Origin of the sequence: Gordonia sp. PP30 (genome assembly GCF_023100845.1) — a bacterium.
In the GTDB taxonomy this organism is placed as follows: domain Bacteria; phylum Actinomycetota; class Actinomycetes; order Mycobacteriales; family Mycobacteriaceae; genus Gordonia.
This window is the reverse complement of record NZ_CP095864.1, coordinates 602,374-624,107: the sequence shown is the minus strand read 5'-3', so window position 1 is coordinate 624,107 and position 21,734 is coordinate 602,374. Positions and strand designations below refer to the sequence as shown.

Genomic DNA, 21,734 nt, shown 5'->3' with positions numbered 1-21,734 from the left:
GGACGAGTTCTCACTGCTGGCGGAGTTTGAACCGCTGGATCTTGCCGCTCGGGGTCTTCGGGAGTTCGTCGACCCAGTGCACGGTCCGGGGGTAGGCGTGGGCGGCGAAGCCGTCCTTCACCAGCTGTTGCAGCTCCTTCTCCAGCTCATCGGTGCCGGGCACGCCGTCGGCGAGGACGCAGAACGCTTCCAGTACCTCGCCGCGCAGCTGGTCGGGACGGCCGACGACGGCGACGTCGATCACCGACGGGTGGGTGATGAGGACGCTCTCGACGTCGAACGGGCCGATGCGGTAGCCGGCCATGATGATCACGTCGTCGTCGCGGGCGGTGAAGAAGAAGCGGCCGTCGTCGTCCCGGCGGCCGGCGTCGCCGGTCAGGTACCAGCCCGAGCGGTCGGGGCCGGTGAACCGCGCGGCGGTCTTCTCCGGCGCGTCGAGGTAGCCGGTGAACCACATCAGCGGGCTCGCCGCGGTGTCGATCGCGATCTCCCCGTTGACGATCCCGCAGCTGAATCCCGGCATCTCGAAGCCCATCGAGCCCGGGATCACCGGCTCACGCAACGCCTCGTTCCAGTGGTTGTTGATGAACATGCCGTGCTCGGTCTGGCCGTAGTGGTCGCGGACCTCGGTCCCGAGCGCACGGCCCGCCCAGTCGATCACATCGGGTGTCAGCGGCTCGCCGGCCGAGGAGGCGTGCCGCAACCGGATCCCGGTGAACTGCGGGTCGTTGGACAGGCTGCGATAGACGGTCGGCGCGGCGGCGAAGTTGGTGACACCCCACCGCTTCAGCACTTCGAGGGTGGTGGCGGGCGAGAAGCCCGCGCGCAGCAGCAGATTCCGGCGGCCGGTCGCCAGCGGTCCGAGGATTCCGTAGTAGAGGCCGTACGCCCAGCCCGGATCGGCGGCATTCCAGAAGACGTCGTCGGCGGCGACGTCGAGCCCGTAGTGCATGTAGGCGTGGAACGACGCGAGCGCCCGCACGGAGACCGGCACTCCCTTCGGGTTGCCGGTGGTGCCGCTGGTGAACAAGAGGATCAGCGCACCGTCGCCGCCGACGGCGACCGACTGGTCGTACGGCTCGCTCGCGGCGATCAGCGCGTCGAACTCCGGCCCGGTCACCAGGGTGTCGACCTCCGGAATCCCGGCGACCTTGTCGGCCTGGCCCGGCTCGGTGACCACCAGCGCGGCGTCGCCGCCGCGCAACCGCATCTCGATCGCGGGCGATGCGAACGCGGTGAACAGCGGAATATAGACGGCGCCGAGCCGAGCGATCGCGAGCAGGGTGACCACGAGTTCGCGGCGCTTGCTCATCAGCACCCCGACGGTGTCGCCGCGGCCGATCCCGCGCTGGGCCAGCACGGTCGCCAGCCTCCTGGACTCATCGGCGAGCTGCCCGTAGGTGATGTCTTCCCCGGTCAGGCCGCCCGCCGGATCGACGTCGATCTGGGTGAAGGCGACCTGGGACGGGTCGTGCCGGTCGACGAGCAGGTGGGCCGCGCTCGCGTCCGATGCCCCGTACACCTCAAGCCACTGCCGGATCTGGTCCGCGATGTCCCGCGACTGTTCACTCATGGCGCCAGTATGCGCCATGCCACACCGCGGCGACGCCGATTCCGGAAATTCAGTGAATGACGACTAACCGAAGTTCGATCAGCGCGGAAGGATGCCTTCCAGCACCACCGCGAGGTACTGGTCGGCGATCTGCTCCACCGACTTCGGGCCACCCGGCCGGTACCAGCGCACCGCGATCCAGACGGTGTCGCGGAGAAACCGGTACACCAGGTCGACGTCGAGATCCGGGCGGAACTCGCCGTCGTCGACACCGCGACGCAGGACCGACTCCCAGAGTTCCCGGAACTCGACGTTGCGTTCACCGATGTAGGCGAAGCGTTCCTCGCCGGCCAGATGCCGCGCCTCGTTCTGGTAGATCGCCACCGCCGTATGTTGCGCGTCGATCGACTCGAACGAAGCGATCACCAACTGCCGCAACGTGTCCGCGGCACCGAGGCCGGCATCCGCGATCTCCCGGTAACGCGCGAAGAGTCCGTCGAGGAATCCGCGCAGCAACTCGTCGACCATCGACTCCTTGGAGTCGAAGTGGTGATACAGGCTGCCCGACAGGATGCCCGCGGCGTCGGCGATGTCGCGCACCGTCGTCGAACGCAGACCGCGCTCGGCGAACAGTTCCCCGGCGATGCCGAGGAGTTCGTCGCGCCGGGATCCCGCGCGCACCTGCGCCTTCGCTGTCACCGCTCCACCCTAGCAAGTGCTTGGTCGTGGCGAGCACAGTAGTCGCCGGGCGGAACCAGACGCTGATCGAGCAGTACCCGTCAAGCTGGTCGAGCGGGACCTCAACCTGGTCGAGCGGGACCTCAACCTGGTCGAGCCGGACCCTCACCGGACCTCAAGCTGATCGAGCGGTACCCGTCAAGCTGATCGAGCGGAGTCGAGATCACCCACCTCGACACGAGTGTGGTCTCGACTCCGCGGGTGCTGAGCATGCGCGGCGGAGCCTGCGACGACGCGCGGTCGAAGTCCGACCATCATGGGTTCTGCGGGAGTCAGCGCTTGGCGGACTTTCGCGAAGCGCGGCCCTGGAGGAAGCGCCACATCTTCATCTGCGCGTCGGTCAGGCGGGTGTCGCTCTTGGTGAACGGCGCGGAGACCAGCTCGGCGAACTTGATCGGCATGGTCGAGACGGTCACCGCGCGGGCGTGGCTGAACGTCTCGAATCCGAAGTGGCCGTGGTAGTTGCCCATGCCGGAGCGGCCGACGCCGCCGAACGGCAGGCCGCCGGAGAGCAGGTGCAGCGCGAAGTCGTTGCCGCTGATCGAGCCGCTGCGGGTGTGATCGGCGACGTGCGCCAGCCGCTCGTTGTCCTTGCCGACCCAGTACAGGGTGAGCGGGTGCCCGGCGGCATTGATCTTGTCGATGGCCTCGGCCTGGTTGCGGTACGGGTACACGGTGAGGACCGGCCCGAAGACCTCGTCCTCCTCGATCTTCATACCGGCCTTGACCCCGGTGAGCAGGGTCGGCGGGATCTTGCGCGTCGCCGCGTTCGGCAGATCCTCACCGGCCGGGATCACCTGGCGCTTGGTGGCGCCCAGTTCGACGGCGTCGTCGATCAGGCCGACGATCCGGTTGTAGTTCTTCTCGTTGATCGTGGAGGTGTACTGCGAGTTGTCGACGATGGTCGGGTAGTTCTTGGTCCAGCGGGCGATCACCTTCTCGGTGAACTCGCCGACCTTCGCCTCGGGCACGAACACGTAGTCGGGGCACAGGCAGACCTGGCCGCCGTTGATCATCCGGGCGTCGGCCAGGAAGTTCGCGGCTTCGGTGATGTCGGTGTCGATGTCGACGATCGCCGGATTCTTGCCGCCGAGTTCCAGGGTGACCGGCACCAGATTCTTGGCGGCCTCCTGCGCGACCGACGCGCCGACCTCGGGCGATCCGGTGAAGAACATGTGGTCCACGGGCAGCTTGGCGAAGTCGCTGCCACCACCGTGCTTGCTGGTGACCACCGCGAACTCTTCGATCGAGAAGTAGTCGGGCGCGACGCGGGCGATCACCTCGGTGGTCCGCGCGGTGATCGACGACGGCCGCATCAGGACGCGGTTACCCGCAGCGAACGCCGAGCCGGCCGGCACGATGGTCAGCTGCAGCGGGAAGTTCCACGGACCCATGATGCCGACGACGCCGAGCGGGTCGTGCCGCAGACGCTGCTTGAACCCGAGGAGCCCCTGCACCTTGGCGACGCTGGTCTCACGCATCCACTCCGCGGCATGCCGACGCTGATGGGTCAGGTCGATGAGGCACCCGGCGACATCGGTGGCGATGGACAGTTCGCGGGGCCGGGTACCGAAGTCGGCATTCAGGGCCTCGGTGATCGCTTTCTCATTGTCGAGCAGCATCTGTCCGAGGCGATTGATGCGGTCGACGCGCGTCTTCGCGTCCGGAATGCCGTCGCGCAGGAACGCCGCCTTCTGGATCTCGAGCAGTTCACCCAGAGTGTGCGACTCGGAAGACACCTTGTCTCCGGGCCGGGTGGTCACATCGGCTGGCTTGGTCATCGGCTTCTCCACATTCCCCGTAAGTTCGGATGTCGGCGCGCTTGGGACGGACGCACACCTTCGTCTCTACGGTACTAGCAGACGTTGCCCGCGCCACATAAGGAAACTTACGCGGCCCTCACGGCGGAGGCGAATCCTCCAGCGACCGCGCCACGCGCCGCAGCAGGACGACGAGCGTCTCGCGCTCCCGCGGCGACAGCCCGGCCAGCACCGCCTCGTCGTCGGCGAGTCGGCGCGGCAGCTCCTGATCGACGACGCCGCGCCCCGCATCGGTCACCTCGAGCAGCACCACCCGGCCGTCGACCGGCGACCGGCCGCGCCGGACCAGTCCGCGCCGGACCAGGGCCTCGGTGAGCTTGGTGATCGACGCGCCGCTGAGCGTGGTGGTGGACACGACCTCGCTGGCCCGCAACGGCCGCCCCGCGCGCGCCAGGGCACCGAGGACGTCGAACTCCGAACGAGTGACGCCGTGCTGCTCCAACTGCCGATCGAGCCGCTGACTGGCGACCGAGGCGACGCGCTGAATCCGGCCGAGCACCGCGATGGGCGCGACGTCATACTGCGGGTAAGCCTGCGCCCATTCGGCCTGAATGCGGTCGACGAGGTCACCACGCTCACTCTCCGACGGATCCTGGGACACGCGGCTGAGCCTACGCCGACGGCTTCTCCGGATATTTATTTTACTAGTAAAACACTGTTACCATGATCTGGTGATCCCGTCCGACTCCCGCACCCCGCCGGCCCGCTCCGCCGCGCTCACCTATCCGCTGCGCAGCCCCGGCTGGCGCAGCGCACTCACGCTGGATCCGAGCAAGGCGAGCTACTGGGCGCCGGTGCGCGTCGGCGCGGCCGTCGGCCTGGTCCTGATGGTCGGTGGGCTGCTGGGCGCGAAAGACGTCGCGGGTATCGCCGCTCTCGGGGCGCTGGTCTCGGCGTTCTGCCGTCCCGATCCGTACCGGATGCGCGCCGGCCGCCTCGCGGCGCTGAGCGTCGCCGTCACGGCCTCCGTCGCGATCGGCGGACTGGTCGGTCTCGCGGGCGACTCCCTGCTCATCGAGACCGCGGTGATCGCATTGCTCGCCGGCTGCGCGGCGCTCCTCGTCGGAGCCCTGCGGGCGGCGGGCCCCGGGGCCGTGGTCTTCGTGTTCGCCGCCACCGCGGGCGCCGGATTCGTCTCCGGCGCAGGGGATCTCGCGCGTGCGACGACGGCGACGGCACTCGGCTCGGTCATCGGGATGGCGGCCGCACTGAGCCCGTGGCTGTACACCCGCGCCCGGCACCGGCTCGGCCGCGGCCCCGCGGCGGCGGAGGAGACCGGATACGAGCCGGTCCGGCGGGCACTGGTCCGGATCCCACCTCGGCATCTGGCCGCCACGGCGGCGCGGATGACGGCCGCCGCGGCGGTGAGCGCGCTGATCGCCGGCGCCGCCGGATTCGCGCATCCGATGTGGGCGGCGATGGGTGCGGTCGCCGCGCTGCAGGGCGTGGACTTCCACCTCACCGTCTCCCGGGGGATCGCCCGGCTGCTCGGCAACGTGGTCGGCGCCGGTATCGCCGCCGGACTCCTCATGCTGCCGCTGGGGTACTGGGGTGCGGTCCTGGCGATCGTGGTCTTCCAGACCATCGCCGAGATCACCGCACCGGTGAACTACACGCTCTGCAGCATCGCGGTGACCCCGATGGCCTTGCTACTGACCGCCCTCGGCGCGGGACTGGACCCGACCGTCGCGCTCGACCGGATCGCCGACACCCTGGTCGGCATCGTGGTCGGGATCGTGGTGGCCGCGCTGACCGTCAGCGCCACCGACCTCCTCCCGGCGCACCGCCCGATCGGCGCGACGCGCCGATTCAGCCGAGGCCGTGTCTCCTGAGACTTCTCCGAAGGCATCGGTGGATCCGCTGGGCGGCCGGCAAGGCGGAGGCATGGCGGCGCTATGCCGACCGACGACAACGCCGCCAGTCGTTCAGCGGGCCGCCGATGACCGGAAAGAGACTCAGGAGGCACGGCCTAGCCGCTCGACGATGGTGACGTTCGCGGTACCGCCGCCCTCGCACATGGTCTGCAGCCCGTAACGACCGCCCGTGCGCTCGAGCTCGTTCAGCAGCGTGGCGAAGAGCTTGGCACCGGTCGCCCCCAGCGGATGCCCCAGCGCGATGCCCCCGCCGTGCCGATTCACCCGCTCGGGGTCGGCGCCGGTCTCCTTCAGCCAGGCCAGAACCACCGGCGCGAACGCCTCGTTGATCTCGACCACGTCGATGTCGTCGATCGACAGGCCGGTCTTGTCGAGGGCATGCGCGGTCGCCGGGATCGGCGCCGACAGCATCATCACCGGATCGTCGCCACGCACGGTCATGTGGTGGATGCGCGCCCGCGGGGTCAGGCCGTAGCGGGTCAGGGCGTCCTCGGAGACGATGAGCGTGGCCGCCGCCCCGTCGCAGATCTGGGAGGCCATCGCCGCCGTGAGGTCGGAGCCGTCCAGGAGGACGTCGAGCGCGGCCATCTTCGCCAGGCTCGTGTCCCGCGGGCATTCGTCGGCCACGCAGTCGCCCAGCGCGACGGTCTCGGCGTCGAACGTGCCGTCGGCGAGGGCCGCGCGAGCGCGGTCGTGGCTGCGCAGCGCCCACTCCTCCATCTCGCGCCGGCCGAGGTTCCAGCGCTTGGCCATCATGTCGGCGCCGACGAACTGGCTGATCTCGGTATCGCCGAAACGCCGCTCCCAGCCGACGGATCCCGCTGTGGGCGTGGGGAATCCGAACTCGCGGCCGGCGATCATCGCCTGGCTGATCGGGATCGCGCTCATGTTCTGGACACCGCCGGCCAGGACGACGTCCTGCGTTCCGCTCATCACCGCCTGCGCGGCGAAGTGGATGGCCTGCTGGCTCGATCCGCACTGCCGGTCGACGGTGGTGCCCGGCACGCCCAGCGGCATCCCGGCTGCCAGCCAGGCCGTGCGGGCGATGTTCCCGGCCTGCGGGCCGATGGTGTCGACGCACCCGAAGATCACGTCGTCGACCACCGCCGGGTCGATGCCGGTCCGCTCCACGATCGCGGTGATGACGTGGGCGCCGAGGTCGGCGGGGTGCACCGTGGCGAGCGAGCCGCCGCGCTTGCCGACCGGGGTGCGGATCGCGTCGACGACGTAAGCCTGGGGTGTGGACATCGGGAAAGCTCCTCGGGGAGAAGGGAAGACGGCTCAGGCGCGCTGACTGGAGATGGAGACCACCTCGCCGGTGAGGTACGTGGAGTAGTCGGAGGCGAGCATGGCGATGGTCGCCGCGATCTCCCAGACCTCGGCGGCACGGCCGTAGGCCTCACGCTCGGCGAGTTCGTCGAGCAACCGGTCGCTGGTGACCTTGGCTAGGAAAGGGTGGCGGGCGATCGACGGCGCGACGGCGTTGATCCGGACACCGTAGTCGGCGGCCTCGACCGCGGCGCAGCGGGTCAGCGCCATCACGCCGGCCTTCGCGGCGGCGTAATGCGCCTGTCCGCGTTGCGCCCGCCAGCCAAGCACCGACGCGTTGTTGACGATCACGCCGCCGCACGAGGCGTCGCGGAAGTAGCGCAGCGCCGCGCGGGTGGCGCGGAAGCAGCTGGTGAGGGTGACGTCGAGAACACGGTCCCACTGGTCGTCGGTCATGTCGGCGACGGGTGTCTCCCCGCCGAGGCCGGCGTTGTTGACCAGGAGATCGATCCGGCCGAGACGGGCGGCCGCGTCGGCGATGAGCGCATCGACCTGCGCGGTGCTGGTGACGTCGCAGACGACGGCCTCGATCCGGCGCGCGGGGAACTCGGCGGCGAGGGTGTCGGCGGTCTCGGCGAGGCGTCGTGCGTGGAAGTCCGAGACCACCACGTCGGCGCCCTCCAGCAACAGGCGCCGCGCGGTGGCGAAGCCGATACCGGTGCCCGCCGCGGCGGTGACGACGGCGTGACGTCCGGTCAGTAGTCCGTGCCCGGGGGTCTCGTCCGGAACGGCCGCCAGCGGGGAGACGGGTCGGGTCATCCTCGTGCCTCTCGGGGAAGGCCGAGCACGCGCTCGGCGATGATGTTGCGCTGCACCTCGTTGGAACCGCCGTAGATGGTGTCGGCGCGGGTGAACAGCAGGAGTCGTTGCCACTCGTCGAGTTCGACGTGATCGGGGCGGTAGATGTCGTTCGGCCGGCCCTCGGAGGTGGCGGCCGGGCCGAGCAGGACCGTGGCACCGGCCACGTCGGCGGCCAGCTGACCGAGATCGCGGTGCCAGCCGGCCCAGAGCAGCTTGGCGACCGACGCCGCCCCGGTCGCCGAGACCACGTCCCCGGCGAGGGTGCGTCGGGCGTTGGCGTCCATCACCATCAGACCGATCCGGGCGCGCCGCAGTCGGCTGGCGATCTCCGGATCCTTCACCGCGCCATTGCTTTTCGCGAGCTCGACGAGGTCGTCGAGCTCGCGGGTGAAGCCGACCTGCTGCCCGAGCGTGGAGACGCCGCGCTCGAACTGCAGGAGGCCCATCGCCACCTTCCAGCCGTCACCGGGTTCACCGACGACCAGGCTCGCTTCGGTCACCGCGTCGTCGAAGAAGACCTCGTTGAACTCGCTGGTGCCGGTGATCTGCTGGATGGGCACGATGGTGACGCCCGGCTGGTCGAGCGGCACCAGCAGAAAGCTCAGGCCCCGGTGACGCGACGACGTCCCGTCGGCGGGCTCGGTGCGCGCGAGTACGAACGCCCACTGCGACAGGTGCGCCAGCGAGGTCCATATCTTCTGGCCGTTGATCACCCAGTCGTCGCCGCGGCGTACCGCCGTCGTCGCGATGTCCGCGAGGTCGCTGCCCGCGCCCGGTTCGGAGTAGCCCTGCGCCCACAGTTCGGTGACGCCGACGATGCCCGGCAGGAAGCGCGCCTGCTGCGCGGGCGTGCCGTACTCGATGAGGGTGGGACCGAGGAGTTCCTCACCGAGGTGGTTCACCCGCGCCGGTGCGTTCGCGCGCGCATACTCCTGATGGAAGATGATGCGCTGCGCGAGGGTGGCCCCGCGCCCACCGTGGGCGACCGGCCAGCCCAGACACGTCCAGCCGGCGGCGGCGAGGTGGCGATCCCAGGCCAGCCGTTCGGCGAAGAACTCGTGCTCACTGCCGGGTCCGCCGCGCCCGCGCAGGTGCGCGAACTCGCCGGTGAGGTTGTCGTCGAGCCATCGGCGTACCGCGGCGGCGAAGACCGCGTCGGCGTCGGGCGTGGACGCGGCCCATTCGCCGAGGTCGAGCCCGCGATCGGCGAGGACCGCCGGCGCGTCGCCCGGTCCGTGGGGAAGGGTCATGATCGCTAGCTTAACCTACCAAGCATTTGTTAGGTTTTGATCATGACGACGCTCCCGATGACCACCCCCGCCGCCCTGTCGTGCGCCCGGGCGCAGTGGCCCGACGCGATCGCCGTGCACGACGCGCAGTGGGACACACCCGTCGAACTGACGTGGACCGCGCTCGCCGAGCAGGTAGAGGCCTTCGCCGGCGCGCTCGTGGCCCTCGGGGTGGAACCCGGCGACCGCGTCGCGATCTGGGCGCCGAACAGCTACCACTGGCCGATCGCGACACTCGGCACGCACTGCGCCGGAGCGGTGCTGGTGCCGCTGAACACGCGGTACACGGTCAGCGAGGCGCAGGACATCGTGGACCGGTCGGGGGCACTGGTCATCGTCGCGGCCGGCGAGTTCGCCGGCGTCGACCGGCTCACCGAGGTCCTCGACTCCCCGATCGCCGAGCACCGCACCGTGATCGGGATTCCGCTGAGTTCGTCGGGCGAGGACGTCGTCGCGACGGCTGAGCGCGACGTCACGCCGGCTGAGCCCGACGTCACGCCGGCTGAGCCCGACGTCACGCCGGCTGAGCCCCGTCGAAGCCTCACCTGGCAGCGCTTCCTCGACTCCGCCACGCCAGAGTCGACGGGCCTCGCCCGCCGTCGTGCCGAGCGGGTCCGGCCCTACGACCTGTCCGACATCCTCTTCACCTCCGGGACCACCGGGGCGCCGAAAGGCGTCCTGGCCGAGCACCGGCACACCGTCGCCGGGGCGCGGGCCTGGGGCGCGAACGGCGGCCTCGGCCCCGACGACCGCTATCTGATGGTCAATCCGTTCTTCCACACCTTCGGCTACAAGGCCGGGATCCTGCCCTGCGTGCTGTTCGGCTCCACCATGCTGCCGCTCGCGGTGTACTCACCGAGCGAGGCGATGAAAGCGGTTGCGGCGCAGCGCGTCACGGTGTTCCCGGGTGCGCCGACGATCTTCCAGACGATCCTCGACGACCCGCAGCGTTCCGCGTACGACCTGTCGAGCCTGCGGCTGATCGTCACCGGCGCGACCATCGTGCCGGCGGTTCTGATCGAGCGCCTGCAAACCGAGTTGGGCGTCGACACCGTGATCACCGCGTACGGCCAGACCGAGACCAGCGGCTTCATCACCACCTGCACGGCCGACGACGACGCCGTCACCGTCGCGACCACCTGCGGCCGGGCCTTCGACGGCATGGAGGTCCGGCTCGGCGACGACGGCGAGGTGCTCACCCGGGGCGCCATGGTGATGCGCGGCTATCTGAACGACGCGAAGGCCACCGCCGAGACCATCGACGCCGACGGCTGGCTGCATACCGGCGACGTCGGGCGACTGGATGCGCGCGGCAACCTGACGATCACCGATCGGCTCAAGGACATGTACATCTGCGGCGGATTCAACGTCTATCCCGCCGAGGTGGAGCAGGTCGTGACGCGGGTGCCCGGGGTGACCGAGGCCGCCGTGGTCGGGGTGCCCGACGATCGGCTCGGCGAGGTCGGGCGCGCCTATGTAACGACGCTGCCCGGCGCCGGCGTCACCGAGCACGACATCCTGGCCTTTGCGGCCGAGCACCTCGCGAACTTCAAACTCCCGAGATCCGTCGTCGTCGTCGACGCGTTTCCGCGCAACGCCTCCGGGAAGATCCTCAAGCGCGAGCTGCGATAGCGCTCGTCAGTCGGCGAGACCGAGGCCCTCGCCGAGGAAGATCCCGCCGACCACGACGAGCACCACGAGCGTGATGGCAGTCATGTTGGCCTCGATCCAGTGCCGGGCCTCGTAGAGGCCGGCTTCGACACGGCGACCACCGACCACCGCGGTGAGGAGCGGGATGAGAGCGCCGGCGGTGGCGATGGCCGCGAAGATCGCGACGATCGCCCACTGCTCGGCCTGCGGCACCTGCGCCTGACCGATCTGCGCGCCCGCGCTGATGCCCAGCGGGATGTTCTTGATGATCAGCACGCCCTGCGCCAGGCCGACCAGCAGGCAGGCCCAGACACCGAGGCCGTCGAGGCGGTCGAGGATGCCCGGTTTGCCCGCCGGCTCGACGTCGAGCATCTCCTGTTCGACCACCTCGAGCGCCGACTCCTCGGCTTCGTCGACCTTGACGGCCCGGTCGTGATTCGGCCGTTTGATCCAGGTCAGCGCCGCGAGCACGAAGAACAGGACGCCGAACACCAGGTGCAGGATGTCGACGCCGCCGGAGGTCCCGCTGGGGTCGTCCTCTTCGGCGCCGTCGGTCACCAGCATCGGAATCAGAGTGATGCCGAACATCGCCACCCACCAGCCGACGGCGAAGAAGACCGCGCGCAGCTTGCCGCGGTCGCCGAGGAGCAGGATCAGGGCCGTGGTGATCGCCAGCGGACTGAGCGCCAGGCCCATCGCCAGCCCGAACGTGCTGCCCAGAGCACTCCACATGTTGCGCCTCCGAAAGTTCGGTCCCCCGCCTCCCGGTAGGACACGGCTATCTCAAAAGTTAAGCATGAGCAGGCCCGGTGCCACGACGCGCCCTCGGCTGGGACATCACCGGCTCGCGGCCGAGCAGTGAGAGCGGTCACATATTCTTGGCCGATTCCCGATCGCTCGTCAACATTAGGTAATGCTAACCATATTAAATCGTGCGCAGCCGTGGGTCCTCGCGGCGTTCCGCGTGGTCGTCGGCTTCTTGTTCTTCTGCCACGGGGCGTCGACCTTGTTCGGATGGTTCGTCACCCCGTACGGGGGCCGGACCGCCGATATCGGCGCCTGGCCGTCCTGGTGGGCGGCTCTCATCGAGTTCGTCGCGGGTGCGGCCGTCGTCCTCGGCATCGGCACACGGGCCGCCGCGTTCGTCGGATCCGGCGCGATGGCGGTCGCCTACTTCTGGATGCACCAGGGCGACGGTCTGCTCCCGATCCAGAACGACGGCGACTCGGCCGCACTCTTCTGCTGGGCCCTCCTGCTTCTGGTGTTCTTCGGCCCGGGACGGCTCGCCCTTTCTTCGGTCCTCGGTGGCACGACGGCCGCCGCTGCCCGCACCGAGGCAGTCGAGGACGCCGGCGCCTCCACCGACCCAGTGCCCGCCTGACCGGTCCCGTTCACCCCGTAGCACCGGCCTCCCGGCACGGAATCTTCCGTGTCGTGGCCCCTCGCCACATCGCCCGGTAGCTCGCTCTCGCCCCCACTACCGAGGGGGCGAGAGCGAGCTATGGGTGCCGGGCATCCCGGCTCTTCGAGCTTGAGCGGGCAGTCCTGGTCGGGACTGTGCCGTGTCGTTGACGTGAAAGGCCCCTGACCTTCGTGATTCTGGATGTTGCGAAGCATTCAAGAAGCGAAGGAGCAGGGGCCGTGTCCGAGCTTACGTCGTTGTTGCTGGGTCTGGAAGGTGTGCAGGTCGTCGGGGTGGACATCCTCGCCGATCGCACTCGTGTCGTGGATGTCGTGACCGCCGATCCGCGGGCAGCGTGCTGCCCGGACTGCGGCCACAAGTCACGGTCGGTGAAAGACCGAGCGGTCACCACACCCCGCGATATCGGGTACGGCACCGATCCGATCGTGTTGCGGTGGAACAAGATCCGCTGGCGGTGCCGCAACCCCGAGTGCAAGCGCGCGTCGTTCACCGAGGCCATCGAACAGATCCCGGCCCGCCGGCGCACCACCAGCAGGCTGCGCCGTCAGATCGGGTTGTCGGTCGGCGAGCACGCCCGGTCGGTGGCCGAGGTCGCCGCCGAACACAAGGTGTCGTGGCCGACCGCGCACACCGCGTTCTGCGAGGTCGCCGACGAGGTCCTCGACGCGCCTGAGCCGGTGCGGATGCTGGGGATCGATGAGACCCGCCGAGGCCGGCCCCGCTGGAAACGCAGTTCAGATGGTCGCTGGTACCGGGTCGACCCGTGGGACACCGGCTTCGTCGACCTCGACGGCGTCCAGGGCCTGTTAGGACAGACCACCGGCCGCACCTCGGCCGCGGTCGCCGACTGGCTCAACGCCCAACCCGCGGCGTTCCGGGCTTCGATCACCCATGTGGCGATCGACCCGTGTGCCGCCTACGCCGCCGCGGTTGCCCAGGCATTGCCCGATGCGCAGGTGGTCGTCGATCACTTCCACCTGATCAAACTCGCCAATGACATGGTGACCGCGGTCCGTCGTCGAGTCACCTGGGAACGGCGCGGCCGCCGGGGCCGGGCAGTCGACCCGGAGTGGGCCAACCGTCGGCGCCTGCTCACCGCCCGCGAACGCCTCTCCGAGAAGAACTACAAGAAGATGTGGGATGCGTTGCGCGCCAACGATCCTGGGAACGAGGTCCTGGCCGCCTACATCGTGAAAGAGGAACTGCGTGTGCTGCTGGCGCTCGCCCGCTGCCAGCCCGACCGTCATCGGTTGCGCCATAAGCTGTACCGGTTCTACGACCTATGTGCCGAGGTGAACATGCCCGAGGTCACCAAGCTCGCCTCCACGATCGAGACCTGGTGGGCCGGAATCGCCGCGTTCCTCGACACCGGGATCACCAACGCGCGCACCGAAGGCTACAACCGGCTCGTCAAACAGGTGAAACGCGCCGCGTGCGGGTTCCGGAACCTCGAAAACTCACGACGCCGGATACGCTTCCACTGCACCCGCAAACAGCGGGCCAGCATCCAGACTCACTGCTGAGATTGCCCGGATAAGCTCGAAGAGCCGGCATCCCTGGCATAGGGGCGATGACTTTCTGCCGGTCGAATCGAGTTGTGACCCCGCGAAGGTCGGCTGCGGTCACCCATCCTCGGCGACCGGAACCTCCTACTGGGCACGCTTCGGGTCTGAGCCCTCACCTTCCCTGACACCGCCAGGAGTTCGGTCGCGACAACTCCGCGCTGGGCGCCTCCGGTCCGCGCCAGTCCTGGACACAGGGTGTTCTCGACTTCGCTCGGCGACCATCGCGGGTTCACCTGCTCAGCATGAGCGCCTCTCTTCGCCCGCTGGTTCGGGTGGCCGCTATCACTGGAGGGTAAGACCGAGATTGAGCCCCGGGCTCCTCTGGACAGAGGCGGAGTCCGGGCTTCGCTGGCCGTCATGCGGGTTCGGCTGACAGGTGAAATGATCTCGACTCCGCTGGACCGTGATGCGGGTTCACTCGACAGTCATAGGGGCTCTTCGAGCTTATCCGGGCAATCTCAGCAGTGAGTCTGGATGCTGGCCCGCTGTTTGCGGGTGCAGTGGAAGCGTATCCGGCGTCGTGAGTTTTCGAGGTTCCGGAACCCGCACGCGGCGCGTTTCACCTGTTTGACGAGCCGGTTGTAGCCTTCGGTGCGCGCGTTGGTGATCCCGGTGTCGAGGAACGCGGCGATTCCGGCCCACCAGGTCTCGATCGTGGAGGCGAGCTTGGTGACCTCGGGCATGTTCACCTCGGCACATAGGTCGTAGAACCGGTACAGCTTATGGCGCAACCGATGACGGTCGGGCTGGCAGCGGGCGAGCGCCAGCAGCACACGCAGTTCCTCTTTCACGATGTAGGCGGCCAGGACCTCGTTCCCAGGATCGTTGGCGCGCAACGCATCCCACATCTTCTTGTAGTTCTTCTCGGAGAGGCGTTCGCGGGCGGTGAGCAGGCGCCGACGGTTGGCCCACTCCGGGTCGACTGCCCGGCCCCGGCGGCCGCGCCGTTCCCAGGTGACTCGACGACGGACCGCGGTCACCATGTCATTGGCGAGTTTGATCAGGTGGAAGTGATCGACGACCACCTGCGCATCGGGCAATGCCTGGGCAACCGCGGCGGCGTAGGCGGCACACGGGTCGATCGCCACATGGGTGATCGAAGCCCGGAACGCCGCGGGTTGGGCGTTGAGCCAGTCGGCGACCGCGGCCGAGGTGCGGCCGGTGGTCTGTCCTAACAGGCCCTGGACGCCGTCGAGGTCGACGAAGCCGGTGTCCCACGGGTCGACCCGGTACCAGCGACCATCTGAACTGCGTTTCCAGCGGGGCCGGCCTCGGCGGGTCTCATCGATCCCCAGCATCCGCACCGGCTCAGGCGCGTCGAGGACCTCGTCGGCGACCTCGCAGAACGCGGTGTGCGCGGTCGGCCACGACACCTTGTGTTCGGCGGCGACCTCGGCCACCGACCGGGCGTGCTCGCCGACCGACAACCCGATCTGACGGCGCAGCCTGCTGGTGGTGCGCCGGCGGGCCGGGATCTGTTCGATGGCCTCGGTGAACGACGCGCGCTTGCACTCGGGGTTGCGGCACCGCCAGCGGATCTTGTTCCACCGCAACACGATCGGATCGGTGCCGTACCCGATATCGCGGGGTGTGGTGACCGCTCGGTCTTTCACCGACCGTGACTTGTGGCCGCAGTCCGGGCAGCACGCTGCCCGCGGATCGGCGGTCACGACATCCACGACACGAGTGCGATCGGCGAGGATGTCCACCCCGACGACCTGCACACCTTCCAGACCCAGCAACAACGACGTAAGCTCGGACACGGCCCCTGCTCCTTCGCTTCTTGAATGCTTCGCAACATCCAGAATCACGAAGGTCAGGGGCCTTTCACGTCAACGACACGGCACAGTCCCGACCAGGACTGCCCGCTCAAGCTCGAAGAGCCGTCATAGGAGCGCCAGCTGACGACATGGCCTCGACTTCGCTCGACCATCGTGCGGGTTCGGCTGCCGGCGGTGTGGTCTGGACTTCGTGGTTCCTGGGCGTGTGTGGCGGAGCGAAGGCGACGACACCGCGGCCGGAGGGCGTCTGTCGTGGGTGGCTGGTGTGGTTGTTGGCCCGGGGATGCGGGAAGGCCCCGAACCATGACTGGTTCGGGGCCTTCCCTTGAGGTTGTGTTCGGCGGTGTCCTACTCTCCCACACTGACTAAAGTGCAGTACCATCGGCGCTGGAGGGCTTAGCTTCCGGGTTCGGAATGGAGCCGGGCGTTTCCCCTCCGCTATAGCCGCCGTAACAATATGAAACTGTCACACAACATTACTGCCGTGTGTTGTTTCAGAAGTACATAGTGGATGCGGTCACATCAAACATTTGGTGTTTGGGTGTTGTTGGTAAGTCCTCGGCCGATTAGTACCAGTCACCTGAACACATTACTGTGCTTACAGTTCTGGCCTATCAACCCCATCATCTGTAGGGGGCCTTACCCCACCACAAGGGTGGGTGAGAAACCTCATCTTGGAACAGGCTTCCCGCTTAGATGCTTTCAGCGGTTATCCCTTCCGAACGTAGCTAACCAGCAGTGCTCCTGGCGGAACAACTGGCACACCAGAGGTTCGTCCGTCCCGGTCCTCTCGTACTAGGGACAGGTTTCCTCAAGTTTCTAGACGCGCGCGGCGGATAGAGACCGAACTGTCTCACGACGTTCTAAACCCAGCTCGCGTGCCGCTTTAATGGGCGAACAGCCCAACCCTTGGGACCTACTCCAGCCCCAGGATGCGACGAGCCGACATCGAGGTGCCAAACCATCCCGTCGATATGGACTCTTGGGGAAGATCAGCCTGTTATCCCCGGGGTACCTTTTATCCGTTGAGCGACACCGCTTCCACATGCCGGTGCCGGATCACTAGTCCCGACTTTCGTCCCTGCTCGACATGTACGTCTCACAGTCAAGCTCCCTTGTGCACTTACACTCAACACCTGATTGCCATCCAGGCTGAGGGAACCTTTGGGCGCCTCCGTTACACTTTAGGAGGCAACCGCCCCAGTTAAACTACCCACCAGGCACTGTCCCTGAACCCGATCAGGGTCCGAAGTTAGAAGCCCAATACGATCAGAGTGGTATTTCAACAACGACTCCACCACCACTAGCGTGACGGCTTCACAGTCTCCCACCTATCCTACACAAACCGTACCGAACACCAATACCAAGCTATAGTGAAGGTCCCGGGGTCTTTTCGTCCTGCCGCGCGTAACGAGCATCTTTACTCGTACTGCAATTTCGCCGAGTCTGTGGTTGAGACAGCAGAGAAGTCGTTACGCCATTCGTGCAGGTCGGAACTTACCCGACAAGGAATTTCGCTACCTTAGGATGGTTATAGTTACCACCGCCGTTTACTGGGGCTTAAATTCTCAGCTTCACCAACAAAGTTGATTAACCGGTCCTCTTAACCTTCCAGCACCGGGCAGGCGTCAGTCCGTATACCTCGTCTTACGACTTCGCACGGACCTGTGTTTTTAGTAAACAGTCGCTTCTCTCTGGTCTCTGCGACCACCCCCAGCTCACAATGCAAGATTGGTCACCGGGCGTGGTCCCCCTTCTCCCGAAGTTACGGGGGCAATTTGCCGAGTTCCTTAACCACAGTTCTCTCGATCGCCTTAGTATTCTCTACCTGACCACCTGTGTCGGTTTGGGGTACGGGCCGTGTACCAACTCACTAGAGGCTTTTCTCGGCAGCATAGGATCACAGAATTCACCACACATTGGCTACGCATCACCTCTCAGGCTACCCGGAACACGGATTTACCAATGCTCCACCCTACCGGCTTACACCAAGACAACCATCGCTTGGCCCTGCTACCTTCCTGCGTCACCCCATCGCTTAACTACTACACACAAGGTCCCACGCAGCCACACCCAAAACCCTCCGAAGAGGATAGAGAGTGTCTTTGGGTGGTTAGTACATGTGGCTCGTCATTGGGCGCGGATACACGGGTACGGGAATATCAACCCGTTGTCCATCGACTACGCCTGTCGGCCTCGCCTTAGGTCCCGACTCACCCTGGGCGGATTAACCTGGCCCAGGAACCCTTGGTCATCCGGCGGACAAGTTTCTCACTTGTCTTTCGCTACTCATGCCTGCATTCTCACTCCCACACCCTCCACAGCCCCTCACAGGACAGCTTCAACGAGTGCAGGACGCTCCCCTACCCAACCACACCACTACACCCACACCCGCAGGCATGGATGGATGTCATGTGTGATTGCCGCGGCTTCGGCGGTGTACTTGAGCCCCGCTACATTGTCGGCGCAGGACCACTTGACCAGTGAGCTATTACGCACTCTTTCAAGGGTGGCTGCTTCTAAGCCAACCTCCTGGTTGTCTCAGCAATCCCACATCCTTTTCCACTTAGTACACGCTTAGGGGCCTTAGCCGGCGATCTGGGCTGTTTCCCTCTCGACTACGAAGCTTATCCCCCGCAGTCTCACTGCCACGCTCTCACTTACCGGCATTCGGAGTTTGGTTGACGTCAGTAACCTAGTAGGGCCCATCAGCCATCCAGTAGCTCTACCTCCAGCAAGAAACACGCAACGCTGCACCTAAATGCATTTCGGGGAGAACCAGCTATCACGGAGTTTGATTGGCCTTTCACCCCTACCCACAACTCATCCCCTCCATTTTCAACTGAAGTGGGTTCGGTCCTCCACCACATCTTACTGTGGCTTCAACCTGGCCATGGGTAGATCACTCCGCTTCGGGTCTAGACCCAGCGACTCAAATCGCCCTATTCAGACTCGCTTTCGCTACGGCTACCCCACACACGGGTTAACCTCGCCACTGAGCACTAACTCGCAGGCTCATTCTTCAAAAGGCACGCCATCACCCACCACAGACTAAACTGTGCACAAGCTCTGACGGATTGTAAGCGTCCGGTTTCAGGTACTATTTCACTCCCCTCCCGGGGTACTTTTCACCTTTCCCTCACGGTACTAGTCCGCTATCGGTCACCAGGAAGTATTCAGGCTTACCGGGTGGTCCCGGCAGATTCACAGCAGATTCCACGAGCCCGCTGCTACTCGGGAAACACACAAACCAGAGGAACCATTTTCAGTTACCGGACTCTCACCGTCTACGGCAGACCATTCCAGGCCACTTCACCTAACAGAACCTTTTATCACTGGCCGTCCAGCCGGCAGACCAGACAAGCATGCTCCCACAACACCACACGCACAACCCCTGCCGAGTATCACATACGCGCGGTTTAGCCTCCTCCGCTTTCGCTCGCCACTACTCACGGAATCACAATTGTTTTCTCTTCCTGTGGGTACTGAGATGTTTCACTTCCCCACGTTCCCCCCGCACCGGCTATACATTCACCGGGCGGTAACACCACACAACTGGTGCTGGGTTTCCCCATTCGGACACCCTCGGATCACAGCTCGTTTGACAACTCCCCGAGGACTATCGCGGCCTACCACGTCCTTCATCGGCTCCTGGTACCAAGGCATCCACCGAACGCCCTAAAACACTTACAACAACACCCACAAACCCACCCCACACCACCAACCCCCCACCAGGAGACCAGTAAGCCAGGGCACGAATGTGGCTGTCCCACAAATCACATGAGTATATCTATTTACACAGAGACACAACAAAATATTAATTGCAGTACAAACACCAAAAACAAGAAGTCCTGTCTTCACAGTCCCTGATTATTGATGCTCGCATCCACTATGCACTTCTCAAACAACACACACCCACACACCCCAACACCCCCAACAACAGAAGGCGGAAAATCTGTGAGCAACAAGAAAACCCTGCCACACCCGACCACCTCACGGCGCCGGCTGCAGGCCTGTTTTCTCAGAACCCCGATAGTGTGCAATGACTACCCCTACAGTCACCCGCAGGGAATCCACCTACCCCGAAAACGTCACAGTGACATCCTCAGATCGTGGTGGTTTCTTGTGTTTCACCCATGAACAAACACTCAGCCGGCACACGCACGGCGCCGATACTGACTTGTTGTGTTGCTCCTTAGAAAGGAGGTGATCCAGCCGCACCTTCCGGTACGGCTACCTTGTTACGACTTCGTCCCAATCGCCGATCCCACCTTCGACGGCTCCCTCCCTGACGGGTTAGGCCACCGGCTTCGGGTGTTACCGACTTTCATGACGTGACGGGCGGTGTGTACAAGGCCCGGGAACGTATTCACCGCAGCGTTGCTGATCTGCGATTACTAGCGACTCCGACTTCATGGGGTCGAGTTGCAGACCCCAATCCGAACTGAGACACGCTTTAAGGGATTCGCTCCACCTCACGGTATCGCAGCCCTCTGTACGCGCCATTGTAGCATGTGTGAAGCCCTGGACATAAGGGGCATGATGACTTGACGTCATCCCCACCTTCCTCCGAGTTGACCCCGGCAGTCTCCTGCAAGTCCCCGGCATAACCCGCTGGCAATACAGGACAAGGGTTGCGCTCGTTGCGGGACTTAACCCAACATCTCACGACACGAGCTGACGACAGCCATGCACCACCTGTACACCAACCACAAGGGAAACGACATCTCTGCCGTCGTCTGGTGTATGTCAAACCCAGGTAAGGTTCTTCGCGTTGCATCGAATTAATCCACATGCTCCGCCGCTTGTGCGGGCCCCCGTCAATTCCTTTGAGTTTTAGCCTTGCGGCCGTACTCCCCAGGCGGGGTACTTAATGCGTTAGCTACGGCACAGAACCCGTGAAAAGAGTCCCACACCTAGTACCCACCGTTTACGGCGTGGACTACCAGGGTATCTAATCCTGTTCGCTCCCCACGCTTTCGCTCCTCAGCGTCAGTTACTACCCAGAGACCCGCCTTCGCCACCGGTGTTCCTCCTGATATCTGCGCATTTCACCGCTACACCAGGAATTCCAGTCTCCCCTGTAGTACTCAAGTCTGCCCGTATCGCCTGCACGCCTACAATTGAGTTGCAGGATTTCACAGACGACGCGACAAACCGCCTACGAGCTCTTTACGCCCAGTAATTCCGGACAACGCTCGCACCCTACGTATTACCGCGGCTGCTGGCACGTAGTTGGCCGGTGCTTCTTCTCCAGGTACCGTCACTTGCGCTTCGTCCCTGGCGAAAGGAGTTTACAACCCGAAGGCCGTCATCCCCCACGCGGCGTCGCTGCATCAGGCTTGCGCCCATTGTGCAATATTCCCCACTGCTGCCTCCCGTAGGAGTCTGGGCCGTGTCTCAGTCCCAGTGTGGCCGATCACCCTCTCAGGTCGGCTACCCGTCGTCGCCTTGGTACGCCATTACCGCACCAACAAGCTGATAGGCCGCGGGCCCATCCTGAACCGCAAAAGCTTTCCACCCCCCACCATGCAGTAAGGGGATGAATATCCGGTATTAGACCCAGTTTCCCAGGCTTATCCCGAAGTCCAGGGCAGATCACCCACGTGTTACTCACCCGTTCGCCACTCGAGTACCCCCGAAGGAGCCTTTCCGTTCGACTTGCATGTGTTAAGCACGCCGCCAGCGTTCGTCCTGAGCCAGGATCAAACTCTCCAAACAAAAATCAGAGAAAAGACCTGACCAAAAAATAATCCAAAAAAATAAGAAATTGACTGGCAAAAAATTCGTCTTGTCAATGACAAACTCCCTCCATGCCAGACAATCACTGGCACAAGAAAATCCATCACACACTATCGAGTTCTCAAAAAACACACACCCACCAACACCACACAAACCACAGGCCTGCGCGA

Annotated in this window: 13 protein-coding genes and 3 rRNA genes; 4 read left to right on the top strand and 12 right to left on the bottom strand. The window is 65.3% G+C overall.

All coding sequences use genetic code 11. The features are described from left to right. Positions 1-10 precede the first annotated feature (10 nt). The 4 genes from MYK68_RS02790 to MYK68_RS02775 all read right to left on the bottom strand — a co-directional run bounded on the left by MYK68_RS02790 (position 11) and on the right by MYK68_RS02775 (position 4,711). Positions 11-1,573, bottom strand: a complete 1,563-nt coding sequence (locus tag MYK68_RS02790) for an AMP-binding protein (protein ID WP_247866210.1) — start codon at positions 1,571-1,573, stop codon at positions 11-13. Between the two features lie 78 nt (positions 1,574-1,651). Beyond that, complete coding sequence (locus MYK68_RS02785) at positions 1,652-2,251, bottom strand: TetR/AcrR family transcriptional regulator (RefSeq protein WP_247866209.1); 600 nt, start codon at positions 2,249-2,251, stop codon at positions 1,652-1,654. Between the two features lie 311 nt (positions 2,252-2,562). After that, complete coding sequence (locus MYK68_RS02780; protein WP_247866208.1) at positions 2,563-4,071, bottom strand: aldehyde dehydrogenase family protein; 1,509 nt, start codon at positions 4,069-4,071, stop codon at positions 2,563-2,565. 118 nt (positions 4,072-4,189) lie between these two features. Continuing rightward, positions 4,190-4,711: a MarR family winged helix-turn-helix transcriptional regulator gene (locus tag MYK68_RS02775; protein WP_247866207.1), complete on the bottom strand. Its 522-nt coding sequence runs from the start codon at positions 4,709-4,711 to the stop codon at positions 4,190-4,192. Between the two features lie 67 nt (positions 4,712-4,778). Here MYK68_RS02775 and MYK68_RS02770 point away from each other — a divergent pair, with 67 nt between their 5' ends. After that, the gene (locus tag MYK68_RS02770) at positions 4,779-5,942 is read left to right on the top strand and encodes an FUSC family protein (RefSeq protein ID WP_502798316.1); all 1,164 of its coding nucleotides are present in this window, start codon (positions 4,779-4,781) and stop codon (positions 5,940-5,942) included. Between the two features lie 123 nt (positions 5,943-6,065). Here MYK68_RS02770 and MYK68_RS02765 read toward each other — a convergent pair whose 3' ends face one another. The 3 genes from MYK68_RS02765 to MYK68_RS02755 are packed head-to-tail and all read right to left on the bottom strand — an operon-like array spanning position 6,066 to position 9,364. Next, positions 6,066-7,232, bottom strand: a complete 1,167-nt coding sequence (locus MYK68_RS02765) for an acetyl-CoA C-acetyltransferase (protein ID WP_247866205.1) — start codon at positions 7,230-7,232, stop codon at positions 6,066-6,068. A gap of 33 nt (positions 7,233-7,265) precedes the next feature. After that, on the bottom strand, positions 7,266-8,072 hold the full coding sequence (locus tag MYK68_RS02760; RefSeq protein ID WP_247866204.1) for an SDR family oxidoreductase: 807 nt from the start codon (positions 8,070-8,072) through the stop codon (positions 7,266-7,268). Beyond that, positions 8,069-9,364: an acyl-CoA dehydrogenase family protein gene (locus MYK68_RS02755; RefSeq protein WP_247866203.1), complete on the bottom strand. Its 1,296-nt coding sequence runs from the start codon at positions 9,362-9,364 to the stop codon at positions 8,069-8,071. Before MYK68_RS02755 ends, MYK68_RS02760 begins: the two co-directional genes overlap by 4 nt. Before the next feature lie 42 nt (positions 9,365-9,406). Here MYK68_RS02755 and MYK68_RS02750 point away from each other — a divergent pair, with 42 nt between their 5' ends. Next, positions 9,407-11,035 (top strand): FadD3 family acyl-CoA ligase, encoded by a 1,629-nt coding sequence (locus tag MYK68_RS02750; RefSeq protein ID WP_247866202.1) that lies wholly within the window; start codon positions 9,407-9,409, stop codon positions 11,033-11,035. 6 nt (positions 11,036-11,041) lie between these two features. Here MYK68_RS02750 and MYK68_RS02745 read toward each other — a convergent pair whose 3' ends face one another. Next, a complete protein-coding gene (locus tag MYK68_RS02745) occupies positions 11,042-11,785 on the bottom strand; it encodes a GAP family protein (protein WP_247866201.1) in 744 nt (247 codons plus the stop codon). A gap of 181 nt (positions 11,786-11,966) precedes the next feature. On the opposite strand from MYK68_RS02745, the gene MYK68_RS02740 reads away from it, so the two are divergent. Further along, positions 11,967-12,434 (top strand): DoxX family protein, encoded by a 468-nt coding sequence (locus MYK68_RS02740; protein WP_247866200.1) that lies wholly within the window; start codon positions 11,967-11,969, stop codon positions 12,432-12,434. 260 nt (positions 12,435-12,694) lie between these two features. Then, on the top strand, positions 12,695-13,999 hold the full coding sequence (locus tag MYK68_RS02735) for an ISL3 family transposase (RefSeq protein ID WP_247865749.1): 1,305 nt from the start codon (positions 12,695-12,697) through the stop codon (positions 13,997-13,999). A gap of 500 nt (positions 14,000-14,499) precedes the next feature. Here MYK68_RS02735 and MYK68_RS02730 read toward each other — a convergent pair whose 3' ends face one another. From MYK68_RS02730 to MYK68_RS02715, 4 genes are all read right to left on the bottom strand, one after another. Then, complete coding sequence (locus MYK68_RS02730) at positions 14,500-15,804, bottom strand: ISL3 family transposase (protein WP_247865749.1); 1,305 nt, start codon at positions 15,802-15,804, stop codon at positions 14,500-14,502. A 353-nt stretch (positions 15,805-16,157) separates the two neighbouring features. Then, positions 16,158-16,274 (bottom strand): 5S ribosomal RNA (rrf, locus tag MYK68_RS02725). A 94-nt stretch (positions 16,275-16,368) separates the two neighbouring features. Then, positions 16,369-19,515: ribosomal RNA gene (locus tag MYK68_RS02720) — 23S ribosomal RNA — on the bottom strand. A 506-nt stretch (positions 19,516-20,021) separates the two neighbouring features. Next, positions 20,022-21,543 (bottom strand): 16S ribosomal RNA (locus MYK68_RS02715). The 16S, 23S and 5S rRNA genes sit together here, the layout of an rRNA operon. Positions 21,544-21,734: the final 191 nt, after the last annotated feature.

Excerpts from the sequence above, each read along its gene's own strand:
- MYK68_RS02740 (WP_247866200.1), top strand. The coding sequence starts at position 11,967 with ATGCTAACCATATTAAATCGTGCGCAGCCGTGGGTCCTCGCGGCGTTC.
- MYK68_RS02760 (WP_247866204.1), bottom strand. The coding sequence starts at position 8,072 with ATGACCCGACCCGTCTCCCCGCTGGCGGCCGTTCCGGACGAGACCCCC.
- MYK68_RS02765 (WP_247866205.1), bottom strand. The coding sequence starts at position 7,232 with ATGTCCACACCCCAGGCTTACGTCGTCGACGCGATCCGCACCCCGGTC.
- MYK68_RS02755 (WP_247866203.1), bottom strand. The coding sequence starts at position 9,364 with ATGACCCTTCCCCACGGACCGGGCGACGCGCCGGCGGTCCTCGCCGAT.
- MYK68_RS02780 (WP_247866208.1), bottom strand. The coding sequence starts at position 4,071 with ATGACCAAGCCAGCCGATGTGACCACCCGGCCCGGAGACAAGGTGTCT.
- MYK68_RS02790 (WP_247866210.1), bottom strand. The coding sequence starts at position 1,573 with ATGAGTGAACAGTCGCGGGACATCGCGGACCAGATCCGGCAGTGGCTT.
- MYK68_RS02750 (WP_247866202.1), top strand. The coding sequence starts at position 9,407 with ATGACGACGCTCCCGATGACCACCCCCGCCGCCCTGTCGTGCGCCCGG.
- MYK68_RS02745 (WP_247866201.1), bottom strand. The coding sequence starts at position 11,785 with ATGTGGAGTGCTCTGGGCAGCACGTTCGGGCTGGCGATGGGCCTGGCG.